The organism is Streptomyces sp. SLBN-8D4, from assembly GCF_049739545.1.
Lineage (GTDB): Bacteria > Actinomycetota > Actinomycetes > Streptomycetales > Streptomycetaceae > Streptomyces > Streptomyces canus_C.
The window spans coordinates 5,681,839-5,697,563 of record NZ_JBMGQC010000001.1 but is presented as its reverse complement, the minus strand read 5'-3'; the positions used below and the strand labels follow the sequence as shown (position 1 = coordinate 5,697,563).

General features: G+C 70.1%; 17 protein-coding genes and 1 tRNA gene. 12 read left to right on the top strand and 6 right to left on the bottom strand.

Annotated features, from left to right (window positions below; translation table 11 throughout):
• Nucleotides 1–3 precede the first annotated feature (3 nt).
• Complete coding sequence (locus RKD20_RS25960; RefSeq protein WP_359432405.1) at nt 4–1,311, bottom strand: sensor histidine kinase; 1,308 nt, start codon at nt 1,309–1,311, stop codon at nt 4–6.
• A gap of 167 nt (nt 1,312–1,478) precedes the next feature.
• Between RKD20_RS25960 and RKD20_RS25955 the strand changes: the two genes are divergently transcribed.
• The 8 genes from RKD20_RS25955 to RKD20_RS25920 all read left to right on the top strand — a co-directional run bounded on the left by RKD20_RS25955 (nt 1,479) and on the right by RKD20_RS25920 (nt 7,828).
• Nucleotides 1,479–2,099: a helix-turn-helix domain-containing protein gene (locus RKD20_RS25955; RefSeq protein WP_424879816.1), complete on the top strand. Its 621-nt coding sequence runs from the start codon at nt 1,479–1,481 to the stop codon at nt 2,097–2,099.
• Between the two features lie 52 nt (nt 2,100–2,151).
• A tRNA-Gln gene (locus RKD20_RS25950) sits at nt 2,152–2,226 on the top strand.
• A 111-nt stretch (nt 2,227–2,337) separates the two neighbouring features.
• The gene (gene glmU / locus RKD20_RS25945; RefSeq protein WP_424879815.1) at nt 2,338–3,786 is read left to right on the top strand and encodes a bifunctional UDP-N-acetylglucosamine diphosphorylase/glucosamine-1-phosphate N-acetyltransferase GlmU; all 1,449 of its coding nucleotides are present in this window, start codon (nt 2,338–2,340) and stop codon (nt 3,784–3,786) included.
• Between the two features lie 133 nt (nt 3,787–3,919).
• The gene (locus tag RKD20_RS25940; RefSeq protein WP_007382602.1) at nt 3,920–4,900 is read left to right on the top strand and encodes a ribose-phosphate diphosphokinase; all 981 of its coding nucleotides are present in this window, start codon (nt 3,920–3,922) and stop codon (nt 4,898–4,900) included.
• Nucleotides 4,901–5,140: 240 nt separating this feature from the next.
• The gene (locus RKD20_RS25935) at nt 5,141–5,734 is read left to right on the top strand and encodes a 50S ribosomal protein L25/general stress protein Ctc (RefSeq protein WP_424879814.1); all 594 of its coding nucleotides are present in this window, start codon (nt 5,141–5,143) and stop codon (nt 5,732–5,734) included.
• A gap of 123 nt (nt 5,735–5,857) precedes the next feature.
• Nucleotides 5,858–6,460 carry an aminoacyl-tRNA hydrolase gene (gene pth / locus RKD20_RS25930; RefSeq protein WP_424879813.1) on the top strand — a complete coding sequence of 201 codons (603 nt, stop codon included), beginning with the start codon at nt 5,858–5,860 and terminating at the stop codon, nt 6,458–6,460.
• Nucleotides 6,461–6,512: 52 nt separating this feature from the next.
• Complete coding sequence (locus RKD20_RS25925) at nt 6,513–7,016, top strand: hypothetical protein (protein ID WP_424879812.1); 504 nt, start codon at nt 6,513–6,515, stop codon at nt 7,014–7,016.
• A 137-nt stretch (nt 7,017–7,153) separates the two neighbouring features.
• Nucleotides 7,154–7,828: an LPXTG cell wall anchor domain-containing protein gene (locus RKD20_RS25920; RefSeq protein WP_424879811.1), complete on the top strand. Its 675-nt coding sequence runs from the start codon at nt 7,154–7,156 to the stop codon at nt 7,826–7,828.
• Nucleotides 7,829–7,890: 62 nt separating this feature from the next.
• On the opposite strand, the gene ppc is transcribed toward RKD20_RS25920, so the two are convergent.
• A complete protein-coding gene (gene ppc / locus RKD20_RS25915) occupies nt 7,891–10,650 on the bottom strand; it encodes a phosphoenolpyruvate carboxylase (protein ID WP_424879810.1) in 2,760 nt (919 codons plus the stop codon).
• A gap of 307 nt (nt 10,651–10,957) precedes the next feature.
• On the opposite strand from ppc, the gene RKD20_RS25910 reads away from it, so the two are divergent.
• Genes RKD20_RS25910 through RKD20_RS25900 form a run of 3 tightly spaced genes read left to right on the top strand, consistent with a single transcriptional unit; the run spans nt 10,958 to nt 12,834 of the window.
• The gene (locus tag RKD20_RS25910; RefSeq protein WP_424879809.1) at nt 10,958–11,968 is read left to right on the top strand and encodes an acyl-CoA desaturase; all 1,011 of its coding nucleotides are present in this window, start codon (nt 10,958–10,960) and stop codon (nt 11,966–11,968) included.
• On the top strand, nt 11,965–12,645 hold the full coding sequence (locus RKD20_RS25905) for a TetR/AcrR family transcriptional regulator (RefSeq protein ID WP_028808220.1): 681 nt from the start codon (nt 11,965–11,967) through the stop codon (nt 12,643–12,645). Before RKD20_RS25910 ends, RKD20_RS25905 begins: the two co-directional genes overlap by 4 nt.
• 45 nt (nt 12,646–12,690) lie before the next feature.
• Nucleotides 12,691–12,834 (top strand): hypothetical protein, encoded by a 144-nt coding sequence (locus RKD20_RS25900; protein WP_424879808.1) that lies wholly within the window; start codon nt 12,691–12,693, stop codon nt 12,832–12,834.
• 66 nt (nt 12,835–12,900) lie between these two features.
• Here RKD20_RS25900 and RKD20_RS25895 read toward each other — a convergent pair whose 3' ends face one another.
• The 3 genes from RKD20_RS25895 to RKD20_RS25885 form a co-directional block, all read right to left on the bottom strand.
• A complete protein-coding gene (locus RKD20_RS25895; RefSeq protein WP_020120871.1) occupies nt 12,901–13,074 on the bottom strand; it encodes a CsbD family protein in 174 nt (57 codons plus the stop codon).
• Nucleotides 13,075–13,138: 64 nt separating this feature from the next.
• A complete protein-coding gene (locus RKD20_RS25890; RefSeq protein WP_424879807.1) occupies nt 13,139–13,492 on the bottom strand; it encodes a VOC family protein in 354 nt (117 codons plus the stop codon).
• Nucleotides 13,492–14,292: a trans-aconitate 2-methyltransferase gene (locus RKD20_RS25885; RefSeq protein WP_424879806.1), complete on the bottom strand. Its 801-nt coding sequence runs from the start codon at nt 14,290–14,292 to the stop codon at nt 13,492–13,494. Before RKD20_RS25885 ends, RKD20_RS25890 begins: the two co-directional genes overlap by 1 nt.
• Nucleotides 14,293–14,381: 89 nt before the next feature.
• Between RKD20_RS25885 and RKD20_RS25880 the strand changes: the two genes are divergently transcribed.
• A complete protein-coding gene (locus RKD20_RS25880) occupies nt 14,382–14,879 on the top strand; it encodes a MarR family winged helix-turn-helix transcriptional regulator (protein WP_007382615.1) in 498 nt (165 codons plus the stop codon).
• Here RKD20_RS25880 and RKD20_RS25875 read toward each other — a convergent pair.
• Nucleotides 14,838–15,605 (bottom strand): LuxR C-terminal-related transcriptional regulator, encoded by a 768-nt coding sequence (locus RKD20_RS25875; protein WP_037900409.1) that lies wholly within the window; start codon nt 15,603–15,605, stop codon nt 14,838–14,840. The genes RKD20_RS25880 and RKD20_RS25875 overlap by 42 nt on opposite strands.
• Nucleotides 15,606–15,725 lie beyond the last annotated feature (120 nt).

Here is a 15,725-nt window from a genome sequence, read left to right as displayed (position 1 = left end):
CGGTCACGCCGCCGGAATCACCGCCGACACCCGGAAACCCCCGGCCTCCGTGGGCCCCGACACGAACACCCCGCCCAGCGCGGAGACCCGCTCCTTCATCCCCACCAGGCCGTTGCCCCCCGACGGCAGCCTGGCCGACGCGAGGGACGAGATCTCCGGCGGCGGTTCGTTCTCCACCTGCATCGCGATCTCCGACACCCGGTGCGCCAGGCGTACGTGCGTCTTCGCACCCGCCGCGTGCTTGTGGACGTTCGTCAACGCCTCCTGCACCACCCGGAACGCCGTCTGCTCGATCTGCGCGGCGTACGACCGCACGTCACCCTCCACCGACAGATCCACGGCCATGCCGGCCGCGGCCGACTGCCCGATCAACGTCTCCAGATCGTCCAGACAGGGCCCGTCGGCCTCGTCCACCGCCCGCGAGGCCGCCGCGGCCGCCGCCACCCCCACCGCGACGAGCGGCACCGCCGCCCGCTCGTGACGCCCGAACCCGTCCCCGCTGCGCAGCACCCCGAGCATCTCCCGCAGCTCGGTGAGCGCCTGCCGGCCCATGTCCCCCACCAGGGCCGCGTTCTTCACGGCCTTCTCGGGATCCTTGCGGGCCACGGCCTGCAGGGCGGCCGCGTGCACCACCATCAGGCTCACCCGGTGCGCCACGACATCGTGCATCTCACGCGCGATACGGGTCCGCTCCTCGCCCCGCGCCCACTCCGCCCGCTCCTCCGCGCGCTCGGCGAGCAGCTGGAGCTCCCGCTCGAGGTCGTCGGCCCGCTCCCGCAGACTCTCCATCAGCCGGCGCCGGGCCCCCACGTACAGCCCTAGCAGCAGGGGCGGTGCGGTCATCCCGATCGCGGTCGTGATCGACGCGAAGGGTACGAACCAGTCCCCCAGGTCCAGTTCGCCGTGCGCCATGTCCTGGCGCACCCGCACGAACATCACGATCAGCATCCCGACGAGGGACATCCCCGCCAGCGAGCCGATGATCCGGCGCGGCAGCTCGGACGCGGCGAGCGTGTACAGGCCGACGATGCCCATGAGGTAGCCCATCTGGGCGGGCGTGATGGCGATCGAGACGAGCACGACGGCGATCGGCCACTTGCGCCGGACGACCAGCACCGACCCCGCCAGCACACCGAACACGATCCCCGCGGCCATCGGGATGCCCGCGTCGTCCGCGAACCGGATCCCCTCGAACGCGCACTCCACCGCGGACGCCGACGCCAGGCCCGCGTCCAGCACCGCACTACGCCACCGTGCCCACCACCACGGCCCCTTCTGCGCCGCGGTGGTGTCTTCCCCCGTCGTGGTCATGCCTCCAGCCTACGGGCGCCTCCCGCCGGATTTCCGGTGACTTTCGACGACTGGCCTACACCACATCGAGTGACCGATCGACTACGAAACCACCCGGTATCCCTCGAACTGCTGAATCGCTCACCGTTCGAGGCCGGAGGATCGGATTCCGGTCGGACGGTATGCGTATGGCACATCCACATGGCAAGCACGCGGACTTCGAGAGCCTGCGGGGGCAGGCGGTCAGGCTGCGGCGACAGGGTTACAGCATTCGACAGATCCGGGACGAGTTGAAGATCTTCGACAACGACATCCTGCAGCGCCTGGTGAAGGGCGAACCGCCGCCGGCGTGGACGAGGCGACCGAACGCGAAGGACGACCTGCGCGAGAGGGCGCGGGAGCTACGACTCCAGGGCTGGACCTACGACCGGATCGGGGCCGAACTGGGCTGCTCCAAGAGTTCCGTGTCGCTATGGGTGCGGGACCTGCCGACCCCGGTCGGCGAGCTGTCGGACCGCGAGCTCTTCTTCACGGGCGTGGCGCTCTACTGGGCCGAGGGCGCCAAGGACAAGCCGCACCGTCGGACCGAGGTGCTGCAGTTCATCAACAGCGACCCCAACGTGATCAGGCTCTTCCTGCACTGGCTCGAGTTCCTCGGGGTCCAGCGGGAACGCCTGACCCTACGCGTCAGCATTCACGAGAGCGCAGACGTGGAGTCCGCCGAGAAGTTCTGGGCCGACATCGCCGGTTTTACGTACGGCAGAGCGCCGATCTGTACCGTCGCATGGAGGGCGCCCGGTACGGCATAGTAGGAGCCGCCACTCGGCGACCTGACTGAATGTCCGGTTTAGTCGAATTTATTCCCCCGTGGTGTAATTGGCAGCACTGTGGCTTTTGGTGCCATCTGTCCGGGTTCGAGTCCTGGCGGGGGAGCCACGCTCTGTTCGGGCCCTGACAGCACTGTCAGGGCCCACTCTCATGTCCCCCCTGAAACGCCCCGGTATCCTGCGGATGTCACCCTCCCCCTCCACAGCCGAAGGGCATCCCGTGAGCGCCATTCGCCCGGCAGCCGTCGTCGTTCTCGCAGCGGGTGAGGGCACCCGTATGAAGTCGGCCACACCCAAGGTCCTGCACGAGATCTGTGGCCGCAGCCTCGTCGGGCATGTGCTCGCCGCCGCCCGCGAGTTGGACCCCGAGAACCTCGTCGTGGTCGTGGGGCACGCCCGGGAGAAGGTCACCGCGCACCTCGCCGGCACCGACGCCGACGTACGAACGGCCGTGCAGGCGCAGCAGAACGGCACCGGGCACGCCGTCCGGATGGCCCTGGAGGAGCTGGGGGGTCGTGTCGACGGGACCGTCGTCGTCGTGTGCGGGGACACCCCGCTGCTGACCGGCGAGACCCTCAACGCCCTTGCCGCCACGCACTCCGCGGACGGCAACGCCGTCACCGTGCTGAGCGCCGAGGTGCCGGACGCGACGGGGTACGGGCGGATCGTGCGGGACGGGACCTCGGGTGCCGTGACCGAGATCGTCGAGCACAAGGACGCCTCCGAGGCGCAGCGGGCGATCCGGGAGATCAACTCCGGGGTGTTCGCCTTCGACGGGCAGTTGCTCGCGGACGCGCTCGGCAAGGTGCGCACCGACAACTCCCAGGGTGAGGAGTACCTCACGGACGTGCTCGGGATCCTCCGTGCGGCCGGGCACCGTGTCGGCGCCTGCGTCGCGGGGGACCACCGGGAGATCGCCGGGATCAACAACCGGGTGCAGCTCTCCGAGGCGCGGCGCATTCTCAACGACCGGCTGCTGACCCGGGCGATGCTCTCGGGTGTCACCGTGATCGACCCGGCGACCACGTGGGTCGACGTCACCGTCACCTTCGGCCAGGACGCGGTCGTCCACCCGGGCACGCAGCTGCACGGTTCGACGCATGTCGGCGAGGGCGCCGAGGTGGGTCCCAACAGCCGTCTCACGGACACCCGCGTCGGAGCGGGGGCGCGCGTCGACAACACCGTCGCCTACAGCTCCCACGTCGGCGACCACGCGACCGTCGGACCGTTCGCCTACCTCCGTCCCGGCACCCGGCTGGGCGCCAAGGGCAAGATCGGGACGTACGTCGAGACGAAGAACGCGCAGATCGGCGAGGGCAGCAAGGTGCCGCACCTCTCCTATGTCGGGGACGCCACCATCGGTGAGTACAGCAACATCGGCGCCGCGAGCGTGTTCGTGAACTACGACGGTCAGGACAAGCACCACACGACCGTCGGGTCGCATTGCCGTACGGGTTCGGACAACATGTTTGTGGCGCCTGTCACGGTCGGGGACGGTGCGTACACCGCCGCAGGGTCGGTGATCACGAAGGATGTGCCGCCCGGTTCGCTGGCCGTGGCCCGTGGCCAGCAGCGGAATATCGAGGGCTGGGTGGCCCGGAAGCGTCCGGGGAGCGCGGCGGCGAAGGCTGCCGAGGCGGCTTCCCGGGAGGGCGCGAGCGAGGACTGACCGGAAACAGGTGCGCCGAAGTCGTCGTACCGTGATAAGTGCACATCCGCACCCCACCAGCTGAGACGGCCCGTCGCGCCCAGCGGCGCGGTCTGTCGACGTACGGCTGAGACACCTCTGAGGAGACAGTGCTGTGACCGGGATCAAGACGACCGGCGAGAAGAAGATGATGTTCTTCTCCGGCCGCGCCCACCCCGAGCTTGCCGAGGAGGTCGCCCAGCAGCTGGGTGTCGGGGTTGTCCCGACCAAGGCCTTCGACTTCGCGAACGGCGAGATCTACGTCCGCTACCAGGAGTCGGCCCGTGGCGCCGACTGCTTCGTGATCCAGAGCCACACGGCTCCGATCAACCAGTGGATCATGGAGCAGCTGATCATGATCGACGCGCTGAAGCGTGCGTCGGCCCGCTCCATCACGGTCATCGTGCCGTTCTACGGTTACGCGCGGCAGGACAAGAAGCACCGTGGCCGTGAACCGATCTCGGCGCGGCTGATCGCGGATCTGATGAAGACCGCCGGTGCCGACCGGCTGCTGACCGTCGATCTGCACACCGACCAGATCCAGGGCTTCTTCGACGGGCCCGTGGACCACCTCTTCGCGCTTCCGCTGCTCGCGGACTACGTGGGCCGCAAGGTCGACCGGAACAAGCTGACGGTCGTCTCCCCGGACGCGGGCCGGGTGCGGGTCGCGGACCGTTGGTGCGACCGGCTGGGCGCGCCGCTGGCGATCGTGCACAAGCGGCGCGACAAGGACGTGGCGAACCAGGTGACCGTCCACGAGGTCGTGGGTGAGGTCAAGGGGCGGGTGTGTGTCCTGGTCGACGACATGATCGACACGGGTGGCACCATCTGCGCGGCCGCGGACGCCCTGTTCGCGCACGGCGCGGAGGACGTCATCGTGACGGCCACCCATGGTGTGCTGTCCGGTCCGGCGGCGGACCGGCTGAAGAACTCCCGGGTGGGCGAGTTCGTGTTCACCAACACCCTGCCGACGCCGGGTGAGCTGGGCCGTGACCTGGACAAGCTGACGGTCCTGTCGATCGCGCCGACGATCGCGAGCGCGGTGCGCGAGGTGTTCGAGGACGGTTCGGTGACGAGCCTGTTCGACGAGCAGTGAGCGCGGCCGGCACTCCGTAAAAACGCTTCTGCATGATCGATTTTCCTACGGCCTTCCGCGCCGAGTAGACTGCCCCAGTTGCTCGGCGAGGGAGGCCGTACCTGTTCGCGCAGGTGTCGGCGGTCCGTTATCGACGCGCTCTTCGTAGCAGGCCGTTCGTGGCCGGGTGACCTCCCCCACTCTCGACTCCGCTCGAGCGGGGGGACCCCCATCGCACCAGTTCTACGAGGAGTGATCCGCATGTCCGAGGTCAAGATCGCCGCCGAGACCCGTTCGGAGTTCGGTAAGGGTGCCGCCCGCCGTATCCGCCGTGCCAACAAGGTTCCCGGTGTTCTGTACGGTCACGGTTCCGACCCCATCCACCTGACCCTCCCGGGCCACGAGCTGCTGCTCGCGCTGCGTACGTCGAACGTCCTGATCGCCCTGGACATCGACGGCAAGACCAACGAGCTGGCCATCCCGAAGTCCGTGCAGCGTGACCCGATCAAGGGCTACCTGGAGCACGTCGACCTCCAGCTGGTCAAGCGCGGCGAGCAGGTCAACGTCGAGATCTACGTGCAGACCGAGGGCGAGCTGGCCCCGGGTGCCTTCCTCCTGGAGCACGTCCTGAACGCGCTTCCGGTCGTGGCCGAGGCCACGCACATCCCCGAGTCGGTCACCGTCTCCATCGCGGGCCTGGCCGCGGGTGACTCCATCCTCGCCAAGGACATCACCCTGCCGAAGGGCACCACGCTGGACGTCGACGGCGAGACCGTCGTCCTGCAGGTCCTGGCCGCGCAGGCCGAGGAGTCCGAGGGCGAGTCCGCCGAGGGCGACGAGTCCGCCGAGGCCTGATCGACGGTTCGGCCGTAGCCGTCGTACCGGCGCCTCTCCGGCGCCCGGCACCGCGGCGGCGATATACGCTCCAGCCGCCGCCCCCTGTTCGGGGGCGGCGGCTGCGGCATGTGCAGAGGAGAGATGGACGTGACTACCCCCGCCAACGCCCCCTGGCTGATCGTCGGCCTCGGGAACCCGGGGCCCGAGTACGCGGGCAATCGGCACAACGTGGGTTTCATGGTGGCCGATGTGCTGGCCGCGCGGGTCGGGGGCCGGTTCAAGCGGGCCGGGAAGGCACAGGCGCAGGTCATTGAGGGGCGGATCGGGCCGCCGGGACCGGCGAACCGGCGGGTGGTCCTGGCGAAGCCGATGTCGTTCATGAACCTGTCCGGCGGTCCGGTGAACGCGCTCAAGGACTTCTACAAGGTGCCGGTCGCCCACGTCGTGGCGATCCATGACGAGCTGGACATCGACTACGGCGTCCTGCGGCTGAAGCTGGGCGGCGGGGACAACGGTCACAACGGGCTGAAGTCGATGACGAAGGCGTTCGGGGCGGACTACCACCGGGTGCGGTTCGGGATCGGGCGTCCGCCGGGCCGTATGCAGGTCGCGGACTTCGTGCTGAAGGACTTCTCGTCGAGCGAGCGCAAGGAGCTCGACTACTTCGTGGACCGTGCGGCCGACGCGGTGGAGGCTCTGGTGATCGAGGGTCTCGAGCGGGCGCAAAGCACGTACAACTCCTGACTTGTCCGCCGGTCCGCCGGACCCGAGTTGACCCCGCGCGGGGCCATGGCCAATGATCCCGGCCATGTCTGCCACGACCCTCACCTCCCGCCGGGCCTCGGTCGCCGCTCTGCGGTTCGGACGGCTCGCGTCGATGGGTGTGGTCGCGCTGCTGATCCTGGTCGCGGGGGTGTGGGCGTCCTGGGGCAGCGCGCAGTACGTGATGCTGACCAAGGGACGGGAGCGCGGCACGATCGAGGTGACCCGGTGCGCGCGGGAGGTGTGCAGCGGTCCGTACACGCCGTTGTCGCACGGGTCCGTGGCGCGGGACCGGGTCGTCATCGAGGAGACGGTGGCGGTGCGCAAGGGCCGGACCTACCCGGTCGTGGTGAAGCCCGGCAGCGCCGAGGTCGTGCTGTCGGGGCGGGCCGGGGTGCTGTACGCCTGGGTGCCGATGGGCGGGGCGCTGCTGCTGGCGTCGGTGGTCGTGGCGGGCGGACTGCGCAGGACCCGGTTCGCGTGGGTGCTGGCGGGGTCGGGAATCGCCCTGCTCACGGCGGCTTTTGTGACCGGCTGACGCTTTCGCCGTTCACCGCTTCTGTGGAGAACGTGAGTGTTGTCTGTTCGTGATTGACCAGAGGTCAGTCACACCTGGATGCTGAGCCACACCCTCCACATCTTCCCGTTTCACTCTCGAAGATGGACTACTGCCCCATGCGTACCCGCACCCGCTTCGGCGTCCTGTCCGCCGTCGCCTCGGCGGCCTTCCTGGCCGCCCCGGCCGCCCACGCCACCCCTCCGGGTGACAACGGCACCGTGAAGATCCACGACGCCACCACCGGCGAAGAGCTCCGCAGGAACGAGCCGCACGTCTGCGCCTTCTACCTGGACGCCTTCGGCTTCGACGCCGTCCAGGAGGTCGACTGGCACATCGAGGCCTGGGCCCCGACGGCCGACGTCAAGGGCGAGACCGTGAAGTCCGGCGAGATCACGCTGGACTCCGACGGCCACGGCCGTACGGACGACCTTTCGCTGCCCGACGGGCACTACAAGCTGTTCTGGAACTTCGACGGGGAGAAGGGCGCCGCCAAGCACAAGGTGTTCTGGACGGACTGCGAGGACGAGGAAGGCGGCGGTACGACGGCCACGCCGACGGCCTCCCCCTCCGGCACTCCCGGCTCGGACGAGTCCGCCTCCCCGAGCGCCGGGCCCAGCGAGTCCGCCGGCGCGTCCACCGAGCCCGGGGCCTCCTCCTCCGCTTCCGCGCAGGGCTCCACCGGTGACCTCGCCGAGACCGGCAACGGCGCGCCCGTCGGCCTGCTCTCGGGGGTCGCGGCCGCGCTGGTGGCGGGTGGCGGTTACCTCGTCGTCAGGCGGCGCAGGGCCTGACACAGCAGCGAAAAAGCGGTGCCCCCGGAACTCGGGGGCACCGCTTTTTCGCTGTCCGGAGGTCAGCCGGTGTTGCGCAGGCCCGCGGCCACGCCGTTGACCGTGAGGAGCAGGGCGCGGGCGAGCAGCGGGTCGGGCTCCTCGCCCGCGGCCGCCGCGTCGCGCTGGCGCTTGAGCAGCGTCACCTGGAGGTAGGAGATCGGGTCCAGGTAGGCGTCGCGGATGGCGAAGGTCTGCTTGAGGACGGGGGTGGCGTCGAGGAGTTCGTCCTCGCCCGTGATCCTGAGGACCTCGCGGACGGTGAGCTCGTGCTCGGCCTCGATGTCGGCGAAGACGTGCTGGAGCTCGGCGGGGACGAGGGTCTCGACGTAGTGGCGGGCGATGCGCAGGTCGGTCTTCGCGAGCGTCATCTCGACGTTGGAGATGAAGTTGCGGAAGAAGTGCCACTGCTCGTGCATCTCGTCGAGCACGCCTTCTCCTCCCAACGTCGCCGTCAGGCCCGCCTCGCGCAGCGCCTTCAGGCCGGAGCCGACGCCGAACCAGCCGGGCACGATCTGCCGGGACTGGGTCCAGCCGAACACCCACGGGATGGCCCGCAGTCCGTCCAGGGAGACGCCCGAGCCGGGGCGGCGGGAGGGCCGTGAGCCGAGGTGCAGGTCGGCGAGCTGGTCCACCGGCGTCGACGCGAGGAAGTACGTCGGCAGGTCCGGGTCCTCGACGAGCCTGCGGTACGCGGCGTGCGCGGCGTCGGACACGATGTCCATGGCCGCGTCCCAGCGGGCCAGCGCCTCGTCCGACTGACGGGGGGCCGTGTGCAGGGCGGAGGCCTGCAGGGTGGCCGCGACCGTCAGCTCCAGGTTCTCCCGGGCCAGGGACGGCACGAGGTACTTGTCGGAGATGACCTCGCCCTGCTCGGTGACCTTGATCTCGCCCTCCAGAGTGCCCCAGGGCTGGGCGAGGATGGCGTCGTGGGAGGGGCCGCCGCCGCGGCCGACGGTGCCGCCGCGGCCGTGGAAGAGGCGCAGGCGTACGCCGTACCGGTGCGCCACGTCACGCAGCCGCCGCTGGGCGCGGTGGATCTCCCACTGGGAGGTGGTGATGCCGCCGAACTTCGAGGAGTCGGAGTAGCCGAGCATGACCTCCTGGACGTCCCCGCGCAGGGCCACGAGCCTGCGGTACGAGGGGTCGGAGAGCATGTCCTCCAGGATGGCGTCGGCGGCCTTGAGCTCGTCGGTGGTCTCCAGGAGCGGCACGATGCCGATCTTCGCCCACCCGGCGTGCAGGTCGAGCAGGCCGGCCTCGCGGGCCAGCACCGCCGCCGCGAAGACGTCGTCGGCGCCCTGGCACATCGAGATGATGTACGACTCGATGACCTCGGGTCCGAAGACCGAAAGGGCCCGCTTCACGGTCTGGAAGACACCGAGGGTCTTCTCGCCGGCCGCGTCCACCGGGGCCGGGGTGGGCGCGAGGGGCCGGCGGGAGCGCAGCTCCTTCGCGAGCAGCTTGGCCCGGTACTCGCGGGGCATGTCCACGTACCGCCAGGACTCCTCGCCGAGCCGGTCGAAGAGCTGGCCGAGGGCGTGGTGGTGGGCGTCGGCGTGCTCGCGGACGTCCATGGTGGCGAGCTGGAGGCCGAAGGCGGACAGGGTGCGGATGGTGCGGTCCATCCGGCCGTCAGCGAAGAGGCCGCCCCGGTGCTCGCGCAGCGAGGTCTGGATCAGCGTGAGGTCGCTCAGCAGCTCGCTGGTGCCGAGGTAGTCGCGGCCGTCCTCGTGCGGGATGCCTTTGGCGAGGCGGGTCTTGGTGTTCTCCAGCTTCTGCCGGATGCAGGTGGCCTTGAGGCGGTACGGCTCCTCGGCGTTGAGGCGCTTGTAGCGGGGGCTGATCTCCGGCAGGCGCTCCAGGTCGGCCTTCAGGGACTCCAGGAGTTCCTCGGTGGCGCCGGTGTAGCGGATGGAGTTGGACAGGAAGCCGCGCAGCTCGTCGATGAGCTCCAGGGCGTCGTTGATGCCGTGCTCGTGCTGGAGGATCAGGACGTCCCAGGTGACCTGGGGGGTGACGTTGGGGTTGCCGTCCCGGTCGCCGCCGATCCAGGTGCCGAAGGTCAGGGGCCGGGTGGCGTCGGGGATCCTGACGCCGACGCGCTCCAGCTCGGCCGTCAGGTCCTCCAGGACGTCGCCCACGGCGCCGGCGTGCAGCTCGTCGAGGTAGTAGATGGCGTTGCGGGCCTCGTCGGCGGGCTCGGGGCGCACCACCCGGAGTTCGTCGGTCTGCCAGACGAGGTCGATGTTCTCGGCCAGACGAGTGTCGTAGCGGCGGCGGTCCGTCTCGATGACCGGGGTCTCCAGGAGGGCTGCGATCCGGCGGAGCTTGTTCAGCACGGAGCGGCGGGCGGCCTCGGTCGGGTGGGCGGTGAAGACCGGGCGGACGTTGAGGTTGGCGACGGTCTGGCGCAGGTGCTCGGGGTCCGCGTCCTTGAGCCGGTCGGCCGTACGGGCGAGGAGACCGCCCTCGGCGGCGCGCCGGGCCCGCAGCTCGCGGCCGCGGTGCACCTGCTCGGTGACGTTGGCCAGGTGGAAGTAGGTGGAGAAGGCGCGTACCAGCTTGGCGGCGGTCTCCAGTTCGATGCCGCGCAGCAGCTCGGCGGCGGCCTCGCCGTCCTCACGGGTGAGGCGGCGCACCTTCTCGACGAGTTCCAGCAGCTCGGGGCCCTCCTGGCGGACCAGGGTCTCGCCCAGGAGGTCGCCCAGCCGGCGGATATCGGCGCGCAGTTCGGTACTGGTCGACATGGCGCTCGTGGTCAGGTCGTCGGCACTGCTCACAGGTGCGGCTCCTTGCAGTGTTGAAGCTCGTCCGGCAGGGGAACCCGGAGTGCGGTCGTGCGGCAGCCGCCGCATACGGCCGGGCCATCCGGGAAGAAATCAGAGCGGACCGCGCTGTCCGACCGACTCCAAGGATAGGTGTCCATGCGGACGCGCAGACTCTCGGGCTCTTGCCGCCGGGCGCCGCACTGCCATACTTACGATGCCGTAGGTTACGGAACCGTAGGGACCGTCGTAACGGAACCCGGGAATGGTTTCCCACAGCCCGGCACCTGTCTTCAACCCACGAACCCCACAGGGGACGCCCATGACCACGCGCTCCGATGTGATCGCAGACGCCCCGAAGGCGCCCGACGGCTCGACACCGCCCTCCGCGACGCTCGGCGGTGAGCAGAAACGCTCGATCGAACAGATCACGCTGCTCCTCTTCATCACCGTTCCGTTCCTCGCCCTGCTCGCGGCGGTGCCGCTGGCCTGGGGCTGGGGGGTGAGCTGGCTCGATCTGGGCCTTCTGGTCTTCTTCTACTACCTCGGCTGCCACGGCATCACGATCGGCTTCCACCGCTACTTCACGCACGGCTCCTTCAAGGCCAAGCGGCCTCTGCGGATCGCGCTGGCGATCATGGGGTCGATGGCGGTCGAGGGGCCGCTGGTGCGCTGGGTGGCCGACCACCGCAGGCACCACAAGTTCTCCGACGCCGAGGGCGACCCCCACTCGCCGTGGCGGTTCGGTGAGACGGTCCCGGCACTGATCAAGGGCCTGTGGTGGGCCCACATCGCCTGGATGTTCGACGAGGAGCAGACCCCGCAGGAGAAGTACGCGCCGGATCTGGTCAAGGACCCGGCGATCCGCGCGATCTCCCGCCAGTTCATCTACTGGACGATGCTCTCCCTCGCGCTGCCCGCCGTGATCGGCGGTCTGGTGACGATGTCCTGGTGGGGCGCGTTCACCGGCTTCTTCTGGGGCTCCCTGGTCCGCGTCTGCCTCCTGCACCACGTGACCTGGTCGATCAACTCGATCTGTCACGCGGTCGGCAAGCGGCCCTTCAAGTCGCGGGACCGCTCGGGCAACGTGTGGTGGCTGGCCGTGCTGTCCTGCGGCGAGTCCTGGCACAACCTGCACCACGCCGACCCGACCTCGGCCCGGCACGGGGTGATGCGGGGCCAGCTGGACTCCTCGGCGCGGTTCATCCGCTGGTTCGAGATGCTCGGCTGGGCGTACGACGTGCGCTGGCCGTCACGCTCGCGTATCGATTCGCGCCGGATCACGGACGGGGACGGCTCCGGACGCAAGGAGGAGACCGCCGAGGCGGCATGATGGACGCCGTGGCGACCGACTCCAGCAGTACCCCGAGCAACGAAGCGAAGCCGCGGCGCGTGCGGCGCACCCGGATGACGGGGGCCGAGCGCCGCGCCCAGCTTCTGGAGATCGGTCGCACGCTGTTCGCCTCGAAGGGCTTCGAGGCCACGTCGGTGGAGGAGATCGCGGCGAAGGCCGGCGTCTCCAAGCCGGTGGTGTACGAGCACTTCGGCGGCAAGGAGGGCCTGTACGCGGTGGTGGTGGACCGTGAGATGCGCCGGCTGCTGGACATGGTGACGAGTTCCCTGACCGCAGGCCACCCCCGCGAACTGTGCGAACAGGCGGCCTTCGCCCTCCTCGACTACATCGAGGAGCACACGGACGGCTTCCGCATCCTGGTCCGTGACTCCCCCATCCCCCAGTCCACGGGGTCCTTCGCCTCGCTGATCTCGGACATCGCGACCCAGGTGGAGGACATCCTGGGCCGCGAGTTCAAGAGGCGCGGCTTCGATCCCAAGCTGGCCCCGCTGTACGCCCAGGCCCTGGTCGGCATGGTCGCGCTGACCGGCCAGTGGTGGCTGGACGTGCGCCGCCCGAAGAAGGCGGAGGTGGCGGCGCATCTGGTGAACCTGGCGTGGCACGGCCTGGACGGCCTGGAGGCGAAGCCGCGCCTGATAGGACGCCGGAAGTACTGAGCCGCCCGGCGCAGCCGTCCCGCCGTCACCTGCAATGAGCCCAGCATGAACGACGTCAGCGTCATCGGGTTGCGGGAGAAGCGCGGTTACTGGCTCGGCCAGGGCGCTCCCTGGGACTCGCCCAGCTTCCGTCCGAAGGACTGGGACATCCTGGAGCAGGTCAGGAACATCCCGGCCGAGTGGCGCTGACCGGGCACCGGCACGTACGACGGCCCGTGCACCCCGGGGGTGCACGGGCCGTCCGTCTGCGTACCGTCAGTGTTTGAAGGTGTCCTTCGTCTTTTCCTTGGCCTGGCGGGCGTCGCCCTTGGACTGCGCCATGCGGCCCTCGGCCTCCATACGCTCGTTGCCGACCGCGCGGCCCACGACCTCCTTGGCCTTGCCCTTGACCTGTTCCTTCTTGGCCTTGGCCTTCTGGTCTCCTGCCACGGTTCTCACTCCCAGCGATTGCAGAGTCCGTTGTCATCGATGCGGGTGACCCGGCCCGCCCCGCTCAAACCAGGAACTCCAGCCGGTTGCCCACGGGGTCATGGGAGTAGAAGCGCGACCGCCCCGGCAGTGCCTCGTCCCACACGACCGGCGCGCCGAGCGCGTCCAGCCGGTCGGCGTACGCCCGGATGTCGGTGACCCGCAGCCCGGGATGCGCCTTCCTCGCCGGGGTGAAGCCCTCCTCGATCCCCAGGTGCAGCTCCACGGCCCCCGCCCGGAACCAGCAGCCGCCCCGGGCCGCGAGCACCGGTGGCTTGGGGATCTCGGTCATGCCGAGGACGCCGACGTAGTAGGCGCGCAGCAGGTCCTCCGAGCCGGGGGGCGCGGCGAGCTGTACGTGGTCCACGGCCGCGAGCATCAGCCCTCCTTGCGGGCGACGGCGAAGATACGGCGGAACGGGAACGGCGTGCCGTGCGCCCCGGCCGGGTACGCCTCGCGCAGGGCCGCCCGGTACTCGGCGAGAAAGGCCTCCCGGGCTTTCGGGTCGTCGGCGAGCGCGGTCAGGACGGGCCGCAGACCGGTCCCCTTGACCCAGTCCAGGACCGGGTCCTCGCCCTGCAGCAGGTGCACGTACGTCGTCTCCCACGCGTCCACCGCGCAGCCCAGGTCGGCCAGCGCCGCCAGATAGCCGGCGGGCGGCAGGACGGCGTCGTCGTGGCGCAGGGTCTCCGCGAGGCCCACGGACCCGGCGAGTTCGCGCATCAGCCGGTGGCTGGGGGAGTCGAAGTTGCCGGGCACCTGGAAGGCGAAGGTGCCGCCCGGCGCGAGTCCGTCCACCCACGCCCCGAAACGCTCCACGTGCCCCGGCACCCACTGCAGCGTCGCGTTGCTGACGATCAGGTCGTACGGCTGTGCGGGCGTCCAGGCTCGGACGTCCGCGTGGGCGAAGTCGAGCCGGCCGCCGCCGGACGTGGGGCCGGCGTACTCGGCCCAGGCCTTGTCGAGCATCTCGGCGGAGTTGTCGTAGCCGGTGATCCGGGCGGTCGGCCAGCGTGCGGCGAGCAGCGCCGTCATGTTGCCGGGGCCGCAGCCCAGGTCGGCGATCAGGGGCGCGTCCCCCGGCGGTTCCGGGACGCGGGCGAGGAGGTCGGTGAAGGGGCGGGCGCGGTGGTCCGCGTGGCGCAGGTACTGGGCGGGGTCCCAGGTGGGTGTCGTCATGCCGTCCACCTTCCCCGCCGATTTATCTTGATGTCAAGAGACTTGACTTCAAGAGACTTCACATCGACACAACCACTACACTGATCGTCATGGAGGACGAGGTCGATCGGCTGGTCGCTGCGTGGCGCCGGGAGCGCCCTGACCTCGACGTGGAACCGCTCGAGGTGCTCAGCCGGGTCAGCAGACTGGCCCGGCACCTGGACCGGGCACGCCGGCTGGCCTTCGCGGAGCACAGTCTGGAGCCCTGGGAGTTCGACGTGCTGACCGCGCTCAGGCGCGCGGGGACGCCGTATCAGCTCTCCCCCGGGCAGCTGCTGACCCAGACCCTGGTCACCTCGGGCACCATGACCAACCGCATCGACCGCCTGGCCAAGAAGGGCCTGGTGGAGCGGCTGCCCGACCCGAGCGACCGGCGCGGGGTGCTGGTCCGGCTCACGGAGGACGGCAAGGACCGCGCGGACCAGGCCCTCGCCGGTCTGCTGGAACAGGAACGCGCGATCCTCGCCGAGCTCTCCCGCGCCCAGCGCGGGGAACTGGCCGGGCTGCTACGCCAGTTGACCGCCCCGTTCGACAACATCCCCGGCTAGGTCGACCGGCCCCACGCCCGCGCGCCGCGCGAGAGCCACGGCGGCCAGGGTGGAGTGGACGCCCAGTTTGCCGAGGACGTTCTGCATATGGGTGCGGACGGTGTGCGGCGAAAGGAACAGCCGCTCGGCGACCGCCTTGCGGCCCAGGCCCGCGACCATGCAGCGCAGCACCTCCCGCTCGCGCGGGGTGAGGGACTCCACCAGCCGCTCGCTCTCGGTGCGGTGCTTGCGGGCGGCGGTGAGCTCCCGCAGCACCCCGGTGAGCAGGGCGGGCGGCAGATGGGTCTCGTCGCGCAGCACCCCCCGGATGACGGTGAGCAGCCGGGACAGCGAGCAGTCCTTGGCGACCCAGCCCGACGCGCCGGCCTGCAGGGCGAGCGCGGCCCGCCGCGGATCGTCCTTCTCGGCGAGCACGACGATCCGGACCGCCGGCTGCCCGGTACGGACCCCGGCGACCAGCGATATGCCGTCGACGAGACCTTCCTCGCTGCCGTCCTGCACGGACATGGCGGGCCTGATGCCCTGGACGTTGCCGCCCAGATCTGCGTCGACGAGCAGCACGTCGAAACGGCGGCCCTCGGCGGCCGCGCGCTCCAGACTGCGCAGCGCGGCGGGACCGCTGCCGGCCGCGGAGACCTCCACGTCGGGCTCGGCCGCCAGCGCGGCGGCGAGCGACTCGGCGAAGATGCGATGGTCGTCGACGACCAGGACTCGGATGCGAACCACGAAACCCCCTTCCCCAAGCTCTCGAAGAGCAGGGGATACCCCATCGTCTTCGTCTGAGGACGACTCGGGAGACGACACCGCCGCGGGTACGACGCCCCAAGCACGATGGCCGCACGGCCG

Excerpts from the sequence above, each read along its gene's own strand:
- RKD20_RS25960 (WP_359432405.1), bottom strand. The coding sequence starts at position 1,311 with ATGACCACGACGGGGGAAGACACCACCGCGGCGCAGAAGGGGCCGTGG.
- RKD20_RS25955 (WP_424879816.1), top strand. The coding sequence starts at position 1,479 with ATGGCACATCCACATGGCAAGCACGCGGACTTCGAGAGCCTGCGGGGG.
- RKD20_RS25935 (WP_424879814.1), top strand. The coding sequence starts at position 5,141 with ATGTCCGAGGTCAAGATCGCCGCCGAGACCCGTTCGGAGTTCGGTAAG.
- pth (WP_424879813.1), top strand. The coding sequence starts at position 5,858 with ATGGACGTGACTACCCCCGCCAACGCCCCCTGGCTGATCGTCGGCCTC.
- RKD20_RS25925 (WP_424879812.1), top strand. The coding sequence starts at position 6,513 with ATGATCCCGGCCATGTCTGCCACGACCCTCACCTCCCGCCGGGCCTCG.
- RKD20_RS25920 (WP_424879811.1), top strand. The coding sequence starts at position 7,154 with ATGCGTACCCGCACCCGCTTCGGCGTCCTGTCCGCCGTCGCCTCGGCG.
- RKD20_RS25910 (WP_424879809.1), top strand. The coding sequence starts at position 10,958 with ATGACCACGCGCTCCGATGTGATCGCAGACGCCCCGAAGGCGCCCGAC.
- RKD20_RS25905 (WP_028808220.1), top strand. The coding sequence starts at position 11,965 with ATGATGGACGCCGTGGCGACCGACTCCAGCAGTACCCCGAGCAACGAA.
- RKD20_RS25900 (WP_424879808.1), top strand. The coding sequence starts at position 12,691 with ATGAACGACGTCAGCGTCATCGGGTTGCGGGAGAAGCGCGGTTACTGG.
- RKD20_RS25890 (WP_424879807.1), bottom strand. The coding sequence starts at position 13,492 with ATGCTCGCGGCCGTGGACCACGTACAGCTCGCCGCGCCCCCCGGCTCG.
- RKD20_RS25885 (WP_424879806.1), bottom strand. The coding sequence starts at position 14,292 with ATGACGACACCCACCTGGGACCCCGCCCAGTACCTGCGCCACGCGGAC.
- RKD20_RS25880 (WP_007382615.1), top strand. The coding sequence starts at position 14,382 with ATGGAGGACGAGGTCGATCGGCTGGTCGCTGCGTGGCGCCGGGAGCGC.